Source organism: Chroococcidiopsis sp. [FACHB-1243] (genome assembly GCF_014696895.1).
Classification (GTDB): Bacteria; Cyanobacteriota; Cyanobacteriia; order Cyanobacteriales; family Chroococcidiopsidaceae; genus Chroococcidiopsis.
In genome coordinates this window covers 40,453-59,620 of the sequence record NZ_JACJQX010000041.1, presented here as the reverse complement: position 1 = coordinate 59,620, position 19,168 = coordinate 40,453, and the positions used below count along the sequence as shown (strand labels likewise).

Genomic DNA, 19,168 nt, shown 5'->3' with positions numbered 1-19,168 from the left:
TTCGAGACTTTCTACACCAAGAACATTCTGCTTAACGAGGGCATCCGTGCTTGGATGGCTCCTCAAGACCAACCCCACGAAAACTTCGAGTTCCCTGAGGAGGTTCTACCCCGTGGAAACGCCCTATAATTCATCATTTAATCGCGGCTTGACCTTAGGTGGCGGTCGCGACCAAGAATCTTCAGGATTTGCTTGGTGGGCTGGTAATGCCCGATTGATCAACTTATCTGGTAAACTGTTGGGCGCTCATGTTGCCCACTCAGGTTTGATTGTTTTCTGGGCAGGAGCAATGACTTTATTTGAAGTCGCTCACTTCATCCCAGAAAAACCAATGTACGAGCAAGGTTTAATCTTGCTACCTCACCTGGCATCTCTCGGTTGGGGTGTAGATCCTGGTGGAGAAGTCATCGATACTTTCCCTTACTTCGTCGTTGGCGTATTACACCTGATCTCTTCCGCCGTGTTAGGATTTGGTGGAATTTACCACGCGATTCGCGGTCCAGAAACTTTAGAAGAGTACTCCTCTTTCTTTGGTTACGACTGGAAAGATAAGAATAAAATGACCAGCATCATTGGTTTCCACCTGATTATTTTGGGATGTGGAGCCTTGTTGCTGGTACTGAAAGCCATGTTCTTTGGCGGTTTGTACGACACCTGGGCTCCTGGTGGTGGTGACGTTCGCGTCATCTCTAACCCCACCCTCAACCCCGCAGTTATCTTTGGTTATTTACTGAAGTCTCCGTTTGGCGGCGAAGGCTGGATTGTCAGCGTCAATAACTTAGAAGATGTTGTCGGCGGTCACATTTGGGTTGGTTTGACTTGTATCGCAGGCGGGATCTGGCACATTGTAACCAAGCCTTTTGCTTGGGCGCGTCGTGCTTTCATCTGGTCTGGTGAAGCATACCTATCCTATAGCTTGGGCGCTTTATCCCTGATGGGCTTTATTGCCTCCTGTATGGTTTGGTACAATAATACCGTTTATCCCAGCGAATTTTACGGTCCTACTGGTCCAGAAGCTTCTCAAGCTCAAGCTTTGACTTTCTTGATCCGCGACCAACGCTTGGGTGCTAATGTCGGTTCCGCTCAAGGTCCTACAGGTCTGGGTAAATACTTGATGCGCTCTCCTACAGGGGAAATCATCTTTGGTGGTGAGACAATGCGTTTCTGGGATTTCAAAGGTCCTTGGTTGGAGCCACTACGCGGTCCCAACGGTCTTGACTTAGAAAAAATCAAGAACGACATTCAGCCTTGGCAAGCACGTCGCGCTTCTGAGTACATGACTCACGCACCTCTGGGTTCTCTAAACTCTGTAGGTGGTGTGGCTACGGAGATTAACTCCTTTAACTATGTATCTCCTCGCGCTTGGCTGGCGACTTCTCACTTCGTACTAGGCTTTTTCTTCCTAGTTGGTCACTTGTGGCACGCTGGTCGCGCTCGCGCTGCGGCTGCTGGTTTTGAGAAAGGTATTAACCGCGAATCTGAACCAGTAATGGCTATGGGCGAATTAGACTAAAACAATTTTGGGGTTGGAGTTAAGCTCCACCCTAAATTAATAAGGCTCCTGCGTTAGAGCGGGAGCCTTTCGCATGGCACGGGTTTTATGACAGAATCTTTTATATGGTGCAAAAAAAGCTACGCTAGCGAGGTGCGATCGCAGTTATTGCTTCTTGCTGACTCTAATCTCAGTTGATGGTGACGACCATGCCTGACTCAAACTTAACCGATCGCCTACAATGGACGAATGAAGCCCAAATTAAGTTAAAAAAGATTCCCTTTTTTGTTCGTTCTCAGGCAATCTCGCGCATAGAACAGTTGACGCGATCGCGGGGTTTAGATATCGTGACGGCAGAGATTGTCGAACAAGCCAGGTTAGAGTTTGGACAATAAGAAACCTAGCTCGATCTTAGGGTTTGTGAGTGCGATCGCGCTTTTCCTTCAAGCTCTCGCTATTTTGCTGCCAAGTGCATTTTTTGACATGCATTGCTTTTGTCGTCTCTTCACAATTCGACAACACGGTGGAGTCTATACAAGCAGCAGCACAACTAACAATAATCATCTAAATTCCCTCCTTATTAATAAAGTATTTTTAAAGCGTAGTTTCAATTAGTTTAAATCTTTCTTTTTACCTATATCTATTCAGTAAAAATGCTATGTAAGCAATCTTCATAGTCATTTTCTGTGAGCAAGCACAACGTTTTGTTACAAGGTTTTCATCGTTAACAGTAATCTACAGCAAATTCGATGAATAAAATTTGTGGTATGAGAAACGGTATACTTTATAAGCATAAATAAAAGTTAACAAATATACGTAATGGGATCTCAACAGCAGAAGCCCCTGACATTGCGCCGCAATTTCTCTTGGACATTTGTTGGCAACGCTATATATTCAGCTTGCCAATGGGGAATGTTAGTAGTCCTTGCTAAACTTGGTAGCCCAGAAGTTGTAGGGCAATTTACTTTAGGACTAGCAATTACTGCGCCAGTTTTAATGTTTACAAATCTTCAACTGCGAGCAGTTCAGGCAACAGATGCTAAACACCAATATACTTTTGGAGACTACCTTGGACTCAGACTGCTTGCCACGGGGGTAGCTCTGGCAATTATTGCAGCAATTATTTTTTTTGCAAATTATCGCTGGGAGACTTCCGCAGTTATTTTAGTGATTGGCTTAGCTAAAGTAGTGGAATCAATCAGTGATGTATTTTATGGACTGATTCAACAGCACGAAAGGATGGATCGTATTGCCATTTCATTAATCATCAAAGGACCTCTGTCTCTTCTCTTTCTAGGTTTTGGAGTATACATTACGGGAGGCATACTATTTGGTGTTGTAGGATTAGCTTTTGCCTGGGTTGTAGTCTTAATAGCATACGATGTTCGTAGTGGCGCATTAATACTGAAAGAGAAAGTATTAACAAGGCAAGTTGAGGTAGATAAAAAACCAGTTATAGAAAAAATAAAACTCCAGCCACGCTGGGATATGAAAATGTTAGGTCAGCTTGTATGGCTCTCTCTGCCTCTAGGTATTGTAATGATGTTAATTTCTCTAAATACCAATATTCCCCGCTATTTCATTGAGCAATATTTAGGAGAGAGAGACTTAGGTATATTTGCTGCTATATCTTACTTAATAGTAGCAGGGAGGATGTTAGTATCTTCATTAGGAGAGTCCGCTAGTCCCAAATTGGCAAAATATTACTCAATAGGAGATAGTAATGCTTTCCGCACACTTATCTTCAAGTTGCTAGGAATAGGTATACTTCTGGGAGGAACGTGTATCTTAGTAGCTCTTTTTGCTGGTCGAGAAATTCTTATTATTCTCTATCGACCTGAGTATGCAAAACAAGTAGATTTATTTGTGTTGTTAATGGTAGTTGCTGGAGTTAATTACTTATCCTCCTTTTTAGGCTACGCAATGACAGCTGCTAGATACTTTCGTATTCAAATACCTTTATTTATTCTAGTTACAGCTATCTCAGCCATAGCAAGTTTCTGGTTGATTCCAACTAATGGATTGCGTGGAGCCGCAATTGCGTTGCTATTTGCCGCAATTGCCGAAGCTGGTTTGACTTTTACAGTTATACTTCATGCTCTGCACAAGCTTAAAAACACACCAATAGGAGATAAGAAGCTATGACAATAGGTCAACAACGTGCGCTCCGCATTCTCCAGGTGGTGGGTGGGATGGAACGAGCTGGTACTGAGACATGGCTGCTAAACGTTCTACGCCGTATCGATCGCGATCGCTTTCAAATGGATTTTTTAGTTCACCAGTTACAGCCATGTGCTTACAATGATGAAGTTCTTGCCCTTGGTAGTAGGATAATCCCTTGCTTGAATCAAAAGCAGCCCTGGTTGTACGCTCGTAACTTCAATCGAATTTTACGAGAGCATGGACCCTACGACATAGTTCACAGTCACGTTCATCACTTTAGTGGCTACATCCTTCGTTTAGCTCAGCAAGCAGGTGTACCTGTCCGCATTGCTCACAGCCATATCGATACTTCATCAATAGAAGCTAGGACAGGATTGCGTCGCCGCCTGTACTACATTTTGACTAAATGGTGGATCGCTCGCTACGCAACACAAGGTCTGGGAGCTAGTTGTCAAGCAGCAGCAGATTTATTTGGTTCAGCTTGGAAGACCGATCCCCGTTGGCAAACTCTTTACTGTGGCATTAACCTCACTCCGTTTCAAAATGTTGTCGATCCAACTACTGTTCGTACTGAATTTAATCTACCTGCGAATGCTTTTGTCATCGGTCATGTAGGTAGATTGGAAAAACAGAAGAATCATCAATTTCTAATCGATATCGCCGTCGAGTTAGTCAAGCGAGACCCCAACATCTATTTATTATTAGTTGGTGATGGCTCACTAAGTTCAGTCATTCAACAAAGAGTTGCTCAACTTGGTTTAACTGAACGCGTTTTATTTGCTGGTAGTCGACCTGATGTCCCTCGATTGATGCTTGGTGCTATGGATATTTTTCTCTTTCCATCCCTATACGAAGGGTTGGGTCTAGTGTTGGTTGAAGCACAGGCAGCAGGATTACCTTGTATTTTTTCAGATGTTGTTCCAGAAGAAGCAGATGTAGTGAAGCCCTTATTACATCGAATTTCTCTGTCGCAACCAGCCTCTATTTGGGCTGATACTGTCATGTACATTAAGCAAAATAAGCAGTCTATCAACCAATTACAAGCATTAGCAACTGTAGAGAAAAGTGGGTTTGAGATTGTAAAAGGAGTCAAAGAATTAGAATTTTACTACACTAATTGCTTAAATTAGCAAATGTAATTCTAATGGTAAGATAGCAGTATTTTCTCAAACTGTATTTATGATTAACTTTAGCAAGCGTCAGATTTTAACAACAATTCTTTTATCTATATTATTTGGAGGAATATCTTTGATTGGGTTAGGTAGCTCAGATATTGGGTACGACCCAAACATTATGAATCTACGCTACTTTCTTGTTGGTATGAGTTGCTTGTTACTAATAATGCTAGCTCGCTTTCGTCTCGGGAAATTTAATGATAGGGCGTTCCCATTTATTGCGCTCTGGACTTCTTTCAGCATTGTACTAATAATATCAGGACTAGCTAACAATGACTCAACAATTGTTAGAGATGGATTTTGGTTTGCGATCGGTATACCATTAGTTTTTTTTAATGCTTTACCTCATTTGATGAAAGAAAATGCTAATATAACGATTGCAATAGCAATCTTATTAGGACATCTTCCGTATATTATTATCTCTCTATTATTTTACCCATTTGAGAATATTTTATATCAAGGCGTATTTGCCAACTCTAACCAACTGGGAATGACTTGTACAGCAACATCTGCTGGCGTATTTGTTCTACTTATTGCTGCTTTAAATGCGAAAAAGAAAACTACTTATACTTACTGTTATTTTCTGCTCTTACTAGGAAACTTTATTTTAATCTTTCTATCTAAGTCTCGTACATCCTTAATTGCATTTTTTGTCATATTTGCCATATTTATTTGGAGAATGTTCAAGAGCGATAAAAGATACATGAAACATTTGTTTATAATACTTTTTGTTGTGATTACTGCTGTCAGCCTAGTGTTTTTATTTGCTGGCGAACAATCTCAAATAATATGGGCTAACGTATATAGCAGTTTTACTGAAAAGGAAGAGTATGGCGGTTTTGATAGTAGAGAAACAATTTGGTTAAAGACTTTGGAAGATATGAGTTTGTTAGGTCATGGATACAATTACTTCGATTCAAACTTTGGTTTAGGAGGACATAATACTGTAATTGATGTATTAGGGAGAAACGGTATTATAGCGGCATATTTACTGTTTTTTTTAGCCATAGCTAGTTTTACATATACATACCATTATTTAAAAGATTATGCCGAAGAAGATAAATATGCAGTTTTCCCTTTACTGATGACAACGTGCTTTTGGGTATTTTCTATGAGCGAGGGAATGTTTGGTTCTTTAGGAAATAGTGTAACTATTGCTTATATGCTATCAGTTGGAGTTGTCTTAGCAAAAATTAGATAACTGAATATCGAAAAATACTAAATATTTAATCGTTTTTATGGCTTTACAGAGTAGTTTATGAAATAATTTTTATAGCTAGCTGTTTAAGTTAACAGTCGAGTAATAACACCCAACTAATTCATTAAAGTGAAGAAAAATTATGCAGCCGCTAGTAACTATTGGTTTACCTGTTTTGAATTCTGAAAAAACTCTAAAAGCTGCAATTTGTTCCATTTTGAATCAGACCTATTGTAACTGGGAGTTAATTATAATTGACGATGGCTCTAAAGACAGAACTTTATCTGTAGCTCAAAGCTTTCAAGATCCACGGATTACAGTTATTGCAGATGGCTTACATATGAATCTTTCCCATCGGCTAAATCAAGCGATTTCATTAGCTAAGGGAAAATATTTTGCCAGAATGGACGGTGATGATATTTCCTATCCCGAACGTCTGGAAGCCCAGGTAAGATATATGGAAAAACATCCTAATATCGATTTGTTAGCAACTCGAACCATTGTGTTTGACAAAGATGGTCATTCTAGAGGATGTACTTTTGCAACGGAATCTCATGCAGAAATTTGCAGTCGTCCTTGGTCTGGGTTTCCTCTTGCTCATCCAACTTGGCTAGGAAAATTGGAGTGGTTCTTGACTCATCAATACCGCGAAAATGCGATTAGAATGGAAGACTACGATCTATTACTGCGAACTTATAAGACTAGCTGTTTCTCGTGTCTTCCTCAGATTTTACTTGGATATCGTGTTGAATCTTTATCTTTAAAAAAGATATTAGCTAGTCGGTATCATCATTGCATTACATTAATGAATAAAGCTTTCTTTGAAAAAGACTATTTGTTGGCTGTTGGCGTAGTAGAACAAGCGATAAAAGCTTTAGTAGATATTTTTGCAATCGCTACAGGCTTAAATTTCAAATTACTACGCCATCGAGCAGGTAGTCCAGTCAATCAAGTAGATCTAATAAAATGGGAGGCAACGTGGGATACATGCAATAGTGACAACATCAACCAACAGCATCCGGGACAGCTTTTGAATTCGCCGAAGTGTTTTCTTTCAACTAATTCTGACGGCATTAAATAGAGCGTAATAACTCTGATTGAACTTGGAAGTTACACCACATTCAAAAGTCAATTTATATTTGAGCTTGCCCAGTTACCAATAGTTTTTTCAAAAATTAAATAAGATTACTCTAAGTACAGGACAAAAAATAGAGAGAGGTTGCAAAGCGTGACAAGAAAGGGGTTTCATAGAAAGTTACCAGACAATCGCAGAAACCCCATGAATCAGATTAACTTACTTCGAGAAACCTTAAAACCTCTTTTGGGATGGCATGGAGCTAGATTAAACTTTCTTGCCTTATTTCTTATCGCTTTACTCAGAGTCAAAACAATCAATCTTGCAGAACTAGCGACAGGATTTCGTAGTGAAACCAAAATCGATTCAAATTATAAACGATTACAACGTTTTTTCAGAAAATTTGACCTTGATTATCCAATGATTGCTAAAATAATTGTCACATTGATGAATATTCCCCAACCTTGGGTATTGAGTCTCGACCGCGCGGAGTGGTCATTTGGGCAAACTCGTTTTAATATCTTGATGCTCGGAGTTGTACATCAAGGGGTCGCTTATCCTTTAGTTTGGACTATGCTGCCCAAAAAAGGCAATTCTAACCGTGATGAGCGAATGGATTTGTTCGAGCGGTTTCGCGAAATCTTTCCTGATGCTCAAGTTGCTTATCTGTGCGGAGATAGAGAATTTATCGGGCAGGAGTGGTTAACCTACCTAATGCTTGAACCACTGATTCCTTTTCGATTGAGAATCAAAGCTAATCAAAAAATACATGATGGTCAAAAAAGCCTTTGTGCAACGATTATTTTTGCCCATCTCCAAAAGAGTCAATCCGAGGTTTTATCAGGTCGTCGTTGGGTTTGGGGTCGTTTCGTTTATGTGTGTGCCTTACGTCTGGAAGATGGTGAATTGTTAATTATCATCTGCGATAGCTCGCCTTCTACTGCGATTGCTGACTATGCTCGCCGTTGGGGGATTGAAACTTTATTTGGAATGTTGAAAACTAGAGGCTTTTGTCTCGAATCAACTCATTTTACTGACTCAGAACGTTTAAGCAAACTTTTAGCTTTGATGACTTTGGCTTTATGTTGGGCGGTGAAAACTGGCGAGTGGTTACATCAACATCAACCCATCAAAATTAAGAAACATGGACGACGACAAGCGAGTATTTTTCGTTATGGCTTCAATTATCTTCGTTCTATTGTCACCGATTTAGACTTAAAATCTGATGAGTTTCTCCACTCGTTACAATTTTTGTCCTGTACTTAGAAGATTACTATAAATTCCCAATATGTTACAAATTATTGTCTAGAGTCAAAGCCTATAAACGTGCACTTCTAGAGGTTTGATCGAACCGGAGAGTCTGCCGTCTTTAGCAAACATATCTAAAGAATGAGTAGAAAACATGGGTTTAGCTTCAGCTACAATAGTTGAAGGTATTTGAATTGAAACTGGTTTCATCTCACTATTTGATGTATTAATTACAAGAACATAAGTGCGTCCTTGATAACTCCAGGTTCCAGCTATTAAGTCCGCTGTATTAGTCTTAATTATTCTTCGTTTTCCATTTAGTAAAATAGGACTTAACTTCTTAATCTCAAGTGCTAGATTTTTCATTTCCTTCCATACATCTGGCTTTGTCGTGAGCTGGTTTTCATTATCACAATAGGTATAAAATATAATCCCTTTGACCCCAGCTAGAAGAGCTTGGTAAGTCATATTACGAACTTCTTCAGCGCTTGGCCATCGTCTATTTGCCGTACCTAGTTCGCTCCAGGCAATATGATTCCAACGGAAAGTTTGTAAGTTAGCAATAACTGGACGATTGTATTTTGTAGCCTCACTACGGGCAATACTATAAACATCTTTAACGTTGTTTATGGGGAGTGGTAAGCCAATAGGATAGCTTTGACCGCCTATTATATCTGCAACATGAGCGTAATTCGTATAAGTTTGCTTAAGACGAGACATATTAACATCAAAGGCAACACTAGTATAAGTCAAATGTTCAGGATCTATTGCTTTGACTTGATTATGTACTTGTAATAACTCACTGGCACTTCCATGACTACCAGCGTCATCACCTATATTCCAGCCAAGAACAGCTGGCTTATTTTTAAACTTATTTACAGCTGTAACACGATCAACTCCAAACTCACTAATAACTTTTACACCAAGTTTGTCGGCCTCATCAAGGAATTTTTCGTAATCATAATTGAGGTCGTCATTGCTTTTAATAGAGGCATGAATTGTATTGAAACCTGCTGCTGCTATATTTCGTAAATCGTTTATTCTTTGCTCGCTACTGTAGTACCATGAAACATGATAAACGCCAATAGGAAAAAACGGCTTACCAGTAGCTATGACTTTACTACTCGCTTTACTATTCTCATTCTTAACATCTATTAATACCTGAGATTTGTCAGAACAGGCAGCTGATGAAGAGATAAGCAATGAAATAACACTAGCTAGTAGAATAGTTTTTTTGTAATTAGTTTGCTTTTGAACTATCATTGTATTAGTCAACTGTTGATATAGGTGCTTCATATTTAACACTCCTTAAGTAATGACGGTTAAAAGATCGAGATAAATAAATAGTTTATTGCCGTTAATTCAATCCATAAGCTTTCAAATTTTGTTAACTTTTGTACTAGTTAGTTTGTAGTACAAACTCATGTAATAATTAATAAGTTTTGCTTTCAGGTTTTAACAGCGACTGCTTCACAAGAGCTACATAAACTCGACCTAAAATTAAATATAGTCTTATTTTTTTTTAAACCCAACAGGATTTTTACGGATAAAGCTATTATGTAAAGCTCGTCAAACATAGATTAACCTAAAATTTGATTGTGATTTTGAACTGAAAAAAACCTGTGATTTTACAGAGGGTTTTCAACTAAAATAGTTTACAGTCGATTATTTATTGAATTTCTATAGTAGAAGTAAGTGATTTTATCTATCAGTATTAATTTGTAGATAAAAAATAATTAAAGGTTTTCACTTAGAGCAATCCTATATAGTTTGTGGCATGAGTATCTTGCTCGGAATAGGCTTTAGTCTGCCCTAAACTCATTCATGGAATAGGAGTGCTATAGAAACTATTGATAAGAAAGCTAATGTTAAGAAAACTCTCACTTGGTATTTAATTTCATCAGAAAATTCTGAGTAAAAAGAAGTAGATATTCATTCCATATCTACCACTAAAGGAGAATTGCTCAGAGAACAAATGTATTATACATTTATATAGTATGATCGATGTGAACCTCTATACATCTCAGTGAATGCTGTCAATAGTAAATGATATTCTACAGTTTTAATACCAAAATAAACTGTATCTAACTACCCCCAGAAGTGGCAATATTCAAGACTCTGGGAAGTCGTTAGAGCAGTATTTGGCAACATGTGGCTAACGCAAGCAATGGTATTCTCATTCCGGTGCAGACATGATTAGGTTTAGATTTGAGCTAAGACTAGATAAAAAGATAGGTTTTTAAGATGTTCAAGAGCTTTTATATGCTACTTCCGAAGATAATCAAAACTTATGATTTTCGTATATTGTTTCTTTACAAAGTTTGCTATGTTTGAGTGGCGCTGGAAGTTTTTGAGTATCTGAAAGCTTGTACTGATGATGAAGATGTAAAGCCTTCAAGCTATTTTTTCTTTAAAGCTATAGAACTTGATAAACTATTCTATTTTCAATAAAAATTTTTGATGTTAAAAGATTACAAAAATATGATAACTACAACTGCTAGCTCAGAATCTATAAAGATATGTATCTAGAGCGTGTTCTTAAACTTTGTTATATGTATCACATGGAAAATCTTAGAGAAGTGCAAAACAGATAGTAATGAGTAAAGAAACATTATTAGTAACTGGTGGATGTGGCTTCATAGGCTCCCACATTGTGGAAGCTCTGGTTAAAGAAGGTTATCAAGTTCGGATTCTCGATAATCTTTCTACTGGTAAACGCGAAAATCTTAACTCTATTAACTCAAATAATTTTGAGGTTTGTGTAGGTGATGTCACGGACTTTTCAGCAGTTGATGCAGCTATGGAAGGATGTGAGTATGTATTTCACGAAGCAGCTGTTGTGAGCGTTCCTAAAAGCGTTGAAGATCCAGTAGGAACAGGGAAAGTTAACTATGGTGGAACCCTTAATGTTTTAGAAGCAGCTCGCAAACATAGCGTGCGCCGTGCAATTTTTGCAGGAAGTGCTGCGGTATACGGTGACGAACCAACTTTGCCAAAAAATGAGTCAATGCAAGCTTGTCCTATTACTCCTTATGGTGCAGATAAACTGGCATCAGAAGTCATGGGACAGGTTTATGCTCGAACTTTTGGTCTAGAGTTTGTCAGTCTGCGTTACTTTAATGTTTTTGGTTCTCGTCAAGACCCATCCAGTCCATACTCAGGAGCGATTTCTATATTCTGTAATAAAATGCTTCAAGGCAATACTCCAACAATATACGGAGATGGACTTCAAAGCCGAGATTTCGTTCATGTTTCTGATGTGGTTCGTGCCAACTTGCTAGTGATGCAACATCCAAAAGCCGCAGGAAGAACTTTTAACGTAGGACGAGGGATAGCAACAAACTTATTGGAAATTGTCCAAGCAATTAACGATTTGAGCAAACAACACTTGATCCCAATCCATCAAGAGGTTCGCCCTGGAGATATTCGCCACAGCCTTGCCGATAACACCGCACTGCAAAATTTAGGATGGACTCCCCTAACGAGTATTCACACGGGTTTACAAGAGTTATTACAGTCAAATTCTTAGTAGCTTAGTTTAATATTAAAGTCTATATTAAAGATTTTTCTCAACCAAAACCTATTCAAGTTACTAACAGATTTTAGATAATTTCAGTATGAATAAACTATTAATCGTTACCACTGTACCAGCTACGATTGATGCCTTTCTCTTCCCTTATGTCCACTATTTCCGCACTAAAGGCTGGCAAGTGGATGCAATGGCACAAGGCATCTCAACTAATACGAATTGCTTGGAAGCTTTCGATCGCGTCTGGGAAGTAGAATGGTCGCGCAACCCTCTTCAACTTCAAAATCTCATGGTTGCCCCACAACAAATTCGACAAGTGGTAGAGCAAGAAAGATACGATCTAGTTCACGTGCATACTCCAGTAGCGGCTTTTGTGACTCGATATGCTCTCAAGCACTTAAGAAAGCGGGGTCAGCCGAAGGTGATTTACACTGCTCATGGTTTTCACTTTTATCGCGGTGGGAAGCTGTTAAAAAATGCCGCTTTTCTCACCCTAGAGAAGCTGGCTGGAGCCTGGACAGATTACTTAATAGTTATCAACCGAGAGGATGAAGCAGCCGCCAAGCGATATCAGATTGTTCCTGACGATCGACTCCGCTATACTCCAGGGATTGGAGTAGATTGCGATCGCTACAGTTCCAAATTTGTTAGCGATCTTGAAATCCAAATGGTACGCCAGGAGTTAGGGTTAGCACCGAATGCACCACTTTTTCTATCAATTGCTGAACTAAACCCTGGTAAGCGACATCAAGATATTTTGCAAGCATTGGCAAAGCTAAGACGGTCTGACGTACACTTGGCATTGGCTGGAACCGGACCGCAACAGGCAAAATTACAACAGCTAGCATTCCAGTTGGGTATTGCCGAGCAAATACACTTTTTGGGTTATCGTCGTGACATTCCTGCTTTAATTCGTGCTTCAGTAGCTACCGTACTTGCTTCTGAGCGGGAAGGACTACCGAGGAGCATTATGGAGTCATTGTGTCTAGAAACTCCGGCGATCGGCACGAAAATTCGCGGTATCCAAGATCTACTTGCAGAAGGCTGCGGTCTTTTGGTCAAGGTTGGGGATGTAAAGGGATTGACTGAAGCTATGGCTCACATACTAGATCGCCCCGAAGAAGTCAAGCTCATGGGTCAACGGGGTAAAGAACGGATGAATGAGTACGAGCTGCAAAAAATTATAGAAATGTACGAACAACTGTATGCTGAAGCATTAGGGCAAAAAATTGTCGAAGTTAAGACCCCTGCTTGATAAGGCGCGATCGCAAATAAATTTCGCCGCCTAATCCTGCCGCTACCGTACCGATCGCACCCCCGATCGCACCCTTTAAGCCATAAAATCCTACAACTAACGCGATCGCGAGCGTTATTCCCATATACGTAGCAGCAACTCGCTCATGCGCCCAACCAGATTGCTGTAGTCTTTGATACAAATGACTGCGATGTGCTTGGAAAATGTTCTCTTTCTGTAACAGCCGACGCACGATCGTATAAACTGCATCTCCTACTAGTGGGAGAGTTACAGCCAAGGCTGACCAAGCCTGTAGTGCGCTATCGCCAGCATTCAGTAAAGCGATCGCTACCGTAGCACCTAAAACAGTACTACCGGCATCGCCCATAAAAACCTTAGCTGGCGACCAGTTCCACCACAGAAAGCCTACGAGCGCTGCTACAAGAAACCACAACAGGGGTTGATGTAGGTAAAAGGCAAAAAAACCTAATTGAATCGCACTCGTTCCAGCCACAATTCCATCTAACCCATCCATAAAGTTGTAGAAGTTGACGATCGCTGTCATACCAATTGTAGTGAGAACAATTGCTACGATACTCCCGACAACTCCAAACTGCGACAGCCAAGGCTGAGGAAAAGCACCAAAATAAGTCACTGCAACTCCAGCAGCAGCCAACTGAACCAAATAACGAATGCCTGCGGGAACGTTACTGCGATCGTCAATAATTCCGACAATAGCTAGTGGAATTAGTATTAACCAGACGATCGCTAAATTAAGATTTAATGGTACGTCTGCAAACAGATGAACATAGTTATTTCCCATAGCAATCGCACTCGTAATGGCGAAGGCAATAATAAATCCTAAGCCGCCACCACGGGGAGTAGGCTGGGTGTGAGAACTGCGCTCGTTCGGAATATCTAGTAAGCTCTGCCGAAAGCGCTGTCTAATCAAATTCACGGTCAGGAAACTAATTCCAAAGCTGAAGACCGACAACACGATCGAAGGCATGGTAGTCATACTCTGTGAAAAATAACAATTTCAAAGGGAGCAGGTAGTAGAAAGTAGAGATTGTACATCACTGCTCCCTGCTCCCCGCTCTCTGCTCCCTGTTTTTAGTTGGCGATCGCAGCGTTTGTGCTAAACCTGCATCAACTGTAAAGGGGGGTTGCCAGTTCAGGGTCTTCTGAATGTAACTACTATCAATTGCTAAACTTCCTAGCAGGCGATCGACAGTCGATGTGTTGAGAGGCAATTGTTTTTTACTAACATTCTGTACGGTATCGCCTAATTTTCCTCCCATCTGCAACCAACTTGGAGGAACTGACAGCATGTTACATGGGTGCTTTAGGTTGACGGCAATTTTTTGAATTAATTCTGGTGTGGAAAGATCCTCTTCATCGCTGACTAAAAATGTTTGATTTGCTGCTTGGGGATGGTTCAGGGTAGAGGCGATCGCATCTACTAAATTTCCCACATAAATTAAACTGCGATGATTTTTAACTGCACCAAATGGCAGTGGTAAACCTGTTTGAACGAGTTTAATTAACCGTTCCATATTACCAGGATTTCCCGCACCATAAACTAGAGGCGGACGTAAAATTGTCCAAGTCATAGCACTTTGACTAGCAAGCTGTACTAGGGCTTGTTCTGCTTGCAGTTTGCTACGACCGTAGGGCGTATCTGGTTGACAGGGCGAACTTTCCGTGAGGGGGCGATCGCTACTTGAGGTCATTGCTCCAATCGAACTTACGAATACGAACCGCTTCACCCCTGAGGCGATCGATTGCTTGACGAGATTGACCGTTCCCTCGGTATTGACACGCAAAAACTCTGCTTCTGGATCGGACGCTTTATCTTGAAGAATATGGGCGCGTGCTGCTAGGTGAACGACTATATCTATACCCTTTAAAGCCGAATGCCAATCAGTATTGCCGTCAATATTACCAACTTTTACGGTTGTAACGTTGGCTGGCAGTCGTGCAGAATCGTTTCGTACAGCTGTCACAATCTGCAATTTCTCTTGCAGCAGTCTGGGTAGCAAATGGCTAGCAACAAAGCCAGTGGCTCCAGTAACCAAAATCGCGTTCATACTGAGTCCCGTCATTTACGGCGATAGCACAATCCATCAGGTAACAGAGTACTATTTTTTACTTAAAAAACTGTAATATAAGAAAAACTCTGTTACAGTTCGGACAGAAGAAATCATACCTAATTATTTATTTCGTCTACTCAAGTAAATCTGCTGTTATTTATGCGCAGGCTCAAGCAGTTAAGCCGATTAGTTAAATTGTTACTCGATCGCTTTGTTGCCGCGATCGCGCTGATAATATTGTCTCCCATTATTATTGGTGTTGCGATCGCCATTCACTTTCGTATGGGTTCTCCAGTTATTTTCACTCAACCCCGTCCAGGTAAAGACGGTAATATTTTCAACTTTTACAAGTTTCGTACCATGACCGACGAGCAAGACGCACAAGGAAATTTACTTCCTGACGAACAGCGCCTGACGACTTTCGGTCAATTTATGCGGCAAACCAGCCTTGACGAACTGCCCCAACTGTGGAACGTGCTCAAAGGCGACATGAGTTTCATTGGTCCCCGCCCCTTATTGGTGAAGTATCTCGACCGTTATACTACAGAACAAGCTCGCCGTCATGAAGTGAAACCAGGCATTACGGGTTTGGCTCAAATCAATGGTCGCAACGCCATCACTTGGGAAGAGAAATTTGTCCTCGACGTTTGGTATGTCGATAACTGGAGTTTGTGGCTGGATTTAAAAATTTTATTTCTGACCGTGTTTAAAGTTCTGCAACAAGAGGGAATTAATCAAGAAGGTTACACCACATCAGCAGAATTCAAAGGTCAAGGAAATAAGTTGTCATCCTAATGATTAGACAATTATAAGGAGCGATCGCAAATGGAAACTTGTGCCTTCCGGCTTTCGGAAGAACAGCTAGCGCTTCTACCAACAGAAGCAGATATTGCTTTCTACGAAGAACATGGCTGGTATATTTCAAAACAGATACTCCCAGACGAACTGCTCGACACAGCAATTTTAGGTAGTGAAAGATACTATCGTGGAGAGCGAGACACTCCACTGCTCGGAAAAAATGCTTATAGTGACTGGAAACCAGAAGATAAAAGCTTCATTCGGAATAACGAATTTGTTTCCTTACAAAACAAGCAACTCCACAAACTAGGCTTTTATCCAATTATTGCGGCGATCGCCGCGCGTTTATCCAGAACAAAAAGAATTCGACTGTTCGCTGATTCGCTGCTGTGTAAGCTACCAACAATTAAGGATAGTCATAACGGAGTGGTAGGCTGGCACACTGATAAAGCATACTGGTCTACTTGCAGTTCCGACAAATTGCTCACCGCCTGGATTCCTTTTCAAAACTGTGATGAATCCCTCGGTCCATTGATTGTCATTGATGGTAGCCACAAGTGGAAAGATACTCATTTGATGAAGAATTTTTTCGACCCGAACTTGAATGAGCTGGAAGAAAAGTTTCGCCAGCAAGGAAAACAAATTACAAAAGTGCCAATGACCATACAAAAAGGTCAAGTTAGCTTTCATCACTGTCTGACAATACATGGTAGCTCTCCCAATTACAGTGACTCTTTGCGGCTAGCAATGGCAGTTCATATGCAAGACGATGGCAACCATTATCGACCTTTTTGGAATCAGAAAGGGGAACAAATTCATATCGGCTACGAAGCCTTATGTCGCAAATTGCATAACGGTCATCCTGATTTTAGCGATCCAGCATTGTTTCCTATACTTTGGTCGGAGATAGAGACTTAATCGCGCAGATAGGATATCAGTTCTGAGTATGGCACGGTCGTAGCTCTGATAACTTTTGCACAAACATGAACATTCAAATCATCGATCCACAAGACCCCTTGTGGCATAAAGTTCTGCAACAGCTCCGCCATGATGTTTATCATCTACCTAAGTACATCGGCATTGAGTCAAACAGAACTGAAACAATGGCTAATGCTTTTTTGGTTACTGATAGTGATAAAATTTTCTTCGTACCTTATTTACTACGTCAGTGTAATGATGTACTACCACAAGAATTGCTTGAAGAAGAATGCTTTGATATTGTCTCTCCCTATGGCTATCCGGGCATTTTGTTGAGTGAAGCAGCGGCAAATACGCCAAAGTTTGTAGATTTTGCTCTGCATGAGTTGAAGTACTTTTTGCAGAAAAGCGATGTATGTTCAGCTTTTTTGCGATTGCATCCCCTTTTGAGCGATCGCTTCAAGGAGATTTTTCCCTCAGAATATTTAACAGATAGTGGAAAAACTGTATCCGTAAATCTTACTCTCTCTGAATCAGAAATTTGGGCGCACACAAGAAAAGGACATCAAAGCACTATTAATAAGTGCAAGCGACTAGGTTTCACTGGCAGAATGGTCGAGTTTAGGCAATATATTGACGAATTTATTGCTATTTACGAAGAGACAATGAATCGAGTCAATGCTAGGCAATTTTATTACTTTAGCCGCGATTACTTTGAGGATTTATTGTCACTAGGAGAGAACATTCATTTAGGTATCGTAGAAGTCAATAACGAAATCGCATGTACTAGCTTATTTTTTGAATGTTGTGGTATTGTTCAAGCTCATTTGGGAGGAACGAAAACCAAATATTTACACCAATCCCCTTTTAATTTTCTTTTACATTACGTGCGCCTTTGGGCTAAAGAGCGTGGGAATGAATTTCTACATATAGGAGGCGGAGTGGGAGGTTCGACTACAGACAGCCTCTATACTTTTAAGTCAGGGTTTTCCAGGCAGAAACACGATTTTCTGACTTTCAAACTGATTACAAACGAAGAAAAGTACTATCATCTAGTCAATTTACGGGCGAAAGTCTTAAATACTCAAGCTGAACTACTACTTAGCTTAGACTTTTTTCCTGCCTATCGTTCTTACAGTTAAAGCACAGTTCAAAAACTCATGTTCGATCTTCAGGTTATCAAACCACATGACCCATTATGGTCTCAGACATTACAAAAACTTAGACATGATATTTATCATCTACCAGAATATCTCAAGCTTGAGGCAATTAGAACTCAAACTATTCCAGAAGCAATTTTAATTACTCAACAGGACAAAATATTTCTTATTCCTTACTTAATACGTAGCTGTCAGGACTTATATGAAAACGCTCCGTACCATGAAGAAATATTTGATGCAATCTCTCCCTACGGTTATCCTGGGATTTTGCTGAGTGATGCAGCATTTGGACAAGGAGAATTTTTAAATTTAGCCGTATCTTATTTGGCGAAGGTATTGCGATCGAAAAACATCTGTTCGGCGTTCTTTCGCCTACACCCCATACTCAATTACGGTTTTGAACAAATCTTACCTCCTCAAATTTGTCAAATAACTGGAGAGACTGTATCTATAAATCTCATGCTTTCTGAAGCAGAAATTTGGCAGCAAACTCGTTCTGAACATCGCACTCATATCAATCGCTGTAGGCGTGCTGGATTTACCGCTAAGATAGTAATGTACGAAGATTACATAAAAGACTTTATTTCTATCTATGAAGAAACAATGAATCGCGTAACTGCGAAGCAAATGTATTATTTTGGCTATGATTATTTTACCGAGCTAGCTAATCTACATGAAAACATTCACCTTGGTATTGTAGAATTCGATAACCAAATTGTTTGTGCTGGCATCTTCACAGAAATTTGTGGGATAGTGCAATACCATTTAGGAGGGACTAAAACCGAGTTCCTCAAACAATCTCCCAGCAAACTCTTATTCGATCGCGTGCGGTTCTGGGCTAAGGAACGTGGTAACAAAATTTTTCAACTAGGGGGTGGTGTTGGAGGTAACAAAGATAGCCTACACCACTTTAAAGCGGGTTTTTCTAAACTGAAGCATAATTTTTTGACTTTGCGTTCGATCGCAGATGCAGATAAGTATCAATATTTAGTAGAGCTACAAGCGAAGAAACTGAATGTTGAATCCGAACAACTACTTAAGACAAGTTTCTTTCCAGCCTATCGTTCTTCTCAAATTTAAAAAAA

Annotated in this window: 17 protein-coding genes and 1 pseudogene; 14 read left to right on the top strand and 4 right to left on the bottom strand. The window is 40.2% G+C overall.

Annotated elements, in window-relative coordinates:
- From H6G17_RS25405 to H6G17_RS25395, 3 genes and pseudogenes are all read left to right on the top strand, one after another.
- Positions 1 to 129 (top strand): annotated as a pseudogene (locus tag H6G17_RS25405) (photosystem II protein D2); the annotation flags it as partial.
- Positions 113 to 1,513: a photosystem II reaction center protein CP43 gene (gene psbC, locus H6G17_RS25400; RefSeq protein ID WP_192161363.1), complete on the top strand. Its 1,401-nt coding sequence runs from the start codon at positions 113 to 115 to the stop codon at positions 1,511 to 1,513. The pseudogene H6G17_RS25405 and the gene psbC, both read left to right, overlap by 17 nt.
- A gap of 188 nt (positions 1,514 to 1,701) precedes the next feature.
- Complete coding sequence (locus H6G17_RS25395) at positions 1,702 to 1,887, top strand: PCP reductase family protein (protein WP_192161362.1); 186 nt, start codon at positions 1,702 to 1,704, stop codon at positions 1,885 to 1,887.
- 16 nt (positions 1,888 to 1,903) lie between these two features.
- On the opposite strand, the gene H6G17_RS25390 is transcribed toward H6G17_RS25395, so the two are convergent.
- Positions 1,904 to 2,056, bottom strand: a complete 153-nt coding sequence (locus H6G17_RS25390) for a hypothetical protein (protein WP_192161361.1) — start codon at positions 2,054 to 2,056, stop codon at positions 1,904 to 1,906.
- A 255-nt stretch (positions 2,057 to 2,311) separates the two neighbouring features.
- Here H6G17_RS25390 and H6G17_RS25385 point away from each other — a divergent pair, with 255 nt between their 5' ends.
- The 5 genes from H6G17_RS25385 (at position 2,312) to H6G17_RS25365 (ending at position 8,369) form a co-directional block, all read left to right on the top strand.
- The gene (locus tag H6G17_RS25385; RefSeq protein WP_192161360.1) at positions 2,312 to 3,637 is read left to right on the top strand and encodes an oligosaccharide flippase family protein; all 1,326 of its coding nucleotides are present in this window, start codon (positions 2,312 to 2,314) and stop codon (positions 3,635 to 3,637) included.
- A complete protein-coding gene (locus H6G17_RS25380; protein ID WP_192161359.1) occupies positions 3,634 to 4,785 on the top strand; it encodes a glycosyltransferase family 1 protein in 1,152 nt (383 codons plus the stop codon). Before H6G17_RS25385 ends, H6G17_RS25380 begins: the two co-directional genes overlap by 4 nt.
- A gap of 49 nt (positions 4,786 to 4,834) precedes the next feature.
- Positions 4,835 to 6,031, top strand: coding sequence for an O-antigen ligase family protein (locus H6G17_RS25375; protein WP_192161358.1), 1,197 nt, complete (start codon positions 4,835 to 4,837; stop codon positions 6,029 to 6,031).
- 139 nt (positions 6,032 to 6,170) lie between these two features.
- Positions 6,171 to 7,109, top strand: a complete 939-nt coding sequence (locus tag H6G17_RS25370; protein ID WP_192161357.1) for a glycosyltransferase family A protein — start codon at positions 6,171 to 6,173, stop codon at positions 7,107 to 7,109.
- 198 nt (positions 7,110 to 7,307) lie between these two features.
- Positions 7,308 to 8,369, top strand: a complete 1,062-nt coding sequence (locus H6G17_RS25365) for an IS4 family transposase (protein ID WP_192161356.1) — start codon at positions 7,308 to 7,310, stop codon at positions 8,367 to 8,369.
- Positions 8,370 to 8,414: 45 nt separating this feature from the next.
- Here H6G17_RS25365 and H6G17_RS25360 read toward each other — a convergent pair whose 3' ends face one another.
- Positions 8,415 to 9,647 carry a hypothetical protein gene (locus H6G17_RS25360; RefSeq protein ID WP_192161355.1) on the bottom strand — a complete coding sequence of 411 codons (1,233 nt, stop codon included), beginning with the start codon at positions 9,645 to 9,647 and terminating at the stop codon, positions 8,415 to 8,417.
- A gap of 1,300 nt (positions 9,648 to 10,947) precedes the next feature.
- Between H6G17_RS25360 and H6G17_RS25355 the strand changes: the two genes are divergently transcribed.
- Both H6G17_RS25355 and H6G17_RS25350 read left to right on the top strand, forming a co-directional pair.
- On the top strand, positions 10,948 to 11,880 hold the full coding sequence (locus H6G17_RS25355) for an SDR family NAD(P)-dependent oxidoreductase (RefSeq protein WP_192161354.1): 933 nt from the start codon (positions 10,948 to 10,950) through the stop codon (positions 11,878 to 11,880).
- An 88-nt stretch (positions 11,881 to 11,968) separates the two neighbouring features.
- Complete coding sequence (locus H6G17_RS25350; RefSeq protein ID WP_192161353.1) at positions 11,969 to 13,135, top strand: glycosyltransferase family 4 protein; 1,167 nt, start codon at positions 11,969 to 11,971, stop codon at positions 13,133 to 13,135.
- On the opposite strand, the gene H6G17_RS25345 is transcribed toward H6G17_RS25350, so the two are convergent.
- Both H6G17_RS25345 and H6G17_RS25340 read right to left on the bottom strand, forming a co-directional pair.
- Entirely contained in the window at positions 13,119 to 14,123 is a 1,005-nt protein-coding gene (locus H6G17_RS25345; protein ID WP_347276471.1) for a glycosyltransferase family 4 protein, read from the bottom strand. The genes H6G17_RS25350 and H6G17_RS25345 overlap by 17 nt on opposite strands.
- A 67-nt stretch (positions 14,124 to 14,190) precedes the next feature.
- Positions 14,191 to 15,204 carry an NAD-dependent epimerase/dehydratase family protein gene (locus H6G17_RS25340; protein WP_192161351.1) on the bottom strand — a complete coding sequence of 338 codons (1,014 nt, stop codon included), beginning with the start codon at positions 15,202 to 15,204 and terminating at the stop codon, positions 14,191 to 14,193.
- 162 nt (positions 15,205 to 15,366) lie between these two features.
- Between H6G17_RS25340 and H6G17_RS25335 the strand changes: the two genes are divergently transcribed.
- From H6G17_RS25335 to H6G17_RS25320, 4 genes are all read left to right on the top strand, one after another.
- On the top strand, positions 15,367 to 16,002 hold the full coding sequence (locus H6G17_RS25335; RefSeq protein ID WP_192161350.1) for a sugar transferase: 636 nt from the start codon (positions 15,367 to 15,369) through the stop codon (positions 16,000 to 16,002).
- Between the two features lie 30 nt (positions 16,003 to 16,032).
- The gene (locus H6G17_RS25330) at positions 16,033 to 16,923 is read left to right on the top strand and encodes a phytanoyl-CoA dioxygenase family protein (protein WP_192161349.1); all 891 of its coding nucleotides are present in this window, start codon (positions 16,033 to 16,035) and stop codon (positions 16,921 to 16,923) included.
- A gap of 65 nt (positions 16,924 to 16,988) precedes the next feature.
- Positions 16,989 to 18,065, top strand: a complete 1,077-nt coding sequence (locus H6G17_RS25325) for a GNAT family N-acetyltransferase (protein WP_192161348.1) — start codon at positions 16,989 to 16,991, stop codon at positions 18,063 to 18,065.
- Between the two features lie 18 nt (positions 18,066 to 18,083).
- A complete protein-coding gene (locus H6G17_RS25320) occupies positions 18,084 to 19,163 on the top strand; it encodes a GNAT family N-acetyltransferase (RefSeq protein ID WP_192161347.1) in 1,080 nt (359 codons plus the stop codon).
- Positions 19,164 to 19,168: the final 5 nt, after the last annotated feature.

Coding starts and splice junctions, on each gene's coding strand:
- H6G17_RS25390 (WP_192161361.1), bottom strand. CDS start 2,056: ATGATTATTGTTAGTTGTGCTGCTGCTTGTATAGACTCCACCGTGTTG.
- H6G17_RS25355 (WP_192161354.1), top strand. CDS start 10,948: ATGAGTAAAGAAACATTATTAGTAACTGGTGGATGTGGCTTCATAGGC.
- H6G17_RS25335 (WP_192161350.1), top strand. CDS start 15,367: ATGCGCAGGCTCAAGCAGTTAAGCCGATTAGTTAAATTGTTACTCGAT.
- H6G17_RS25365 (WP_192161356.1), top strand. CDS start 7,308: ATGAATCAGATTAACTTACTTCGAGAAACCTTAAAACCTCTTTTGGGA.
- H6G17_RS25370 (WP_192161357.1), top strand. CDS start 6,171: ATGCAGCCGCTAGTAACTATTGGTTTACCTGTTTTGAATTCTGAAAAA.
- H6G17_RS25330 (WP_192161349.1), top strand. CDS start 16,033: ATGGAAACTTGTGCCTTCCGGCTTTCGGAAGAACAGCTAGCGCTTCTA.
- H6G17_RS25350 (WP_192161353.1), top strand. CDS start 11,969: ATGAATAAACTATTAATCGTTACCACTGTACCAGCTACGATTGATGCC.
- H6G17_RS25380 (WP_192161359.1), top strand. CDS start 3,634: ATGACAATAGGTCAACAACGTGCGCTCCGCATTCTCCAGGTGGTGGGT.
- H6G17_RS25320 (WP_192161347.1), top strand. CDS start 18,084: ATGTTCGATCTTCAGGTTATCAAACCACATGACCCATTATGGTCTCAG.
- H6G17_RS25345 (WP_347276471.1), bottom strand. CDS start 14,123: ATGCCTTCGATCGTGTTGTCGGTCTTCAGCTTTGGAATTAGTTTCCTG.
- H6G17_RS25340 (WP_192161351.1), bottom strand. CDS start 15,204: ATGAACGCGATTTTGGTTACTGGAGCCACTGGCTTTGTTGCTAGCCAT.
- H6G17_RS25325 (WP_192161348.1), top strand. CDS start 16,989: ATGAACATTCAAATCATCGATCCACAAGACCCCTTGTGGCATAAAGTT.
- H6G17_RS25395 (WP_192161362.1), top strand. CDS start 1,702: ATGCCTGACTCAAACTTAACCGATCGCCTACAATGGACGAATGAAGCC.
- H6G17_RS25360 (WP_192161355.1), bottom strand. CDS start 9,647: ATGAAGCACCTATATCAACAGTTGACTAATACAATGATAGTTCAAAAG.
- H6G17_RS25385 (WP_192161360.1), top strand. CDS start 2,312: ATGGGATCTCAACAGCAGAAGCCCCTGACATTGCGCCGCAATTTCTCT.
- H6G17_RS25375 (WP_192161358.1), top strand. CDS start 4,835: ATGATTAACTTTAGCAAGCGTCAGATTTTAACAACAATTCTTTTATCT.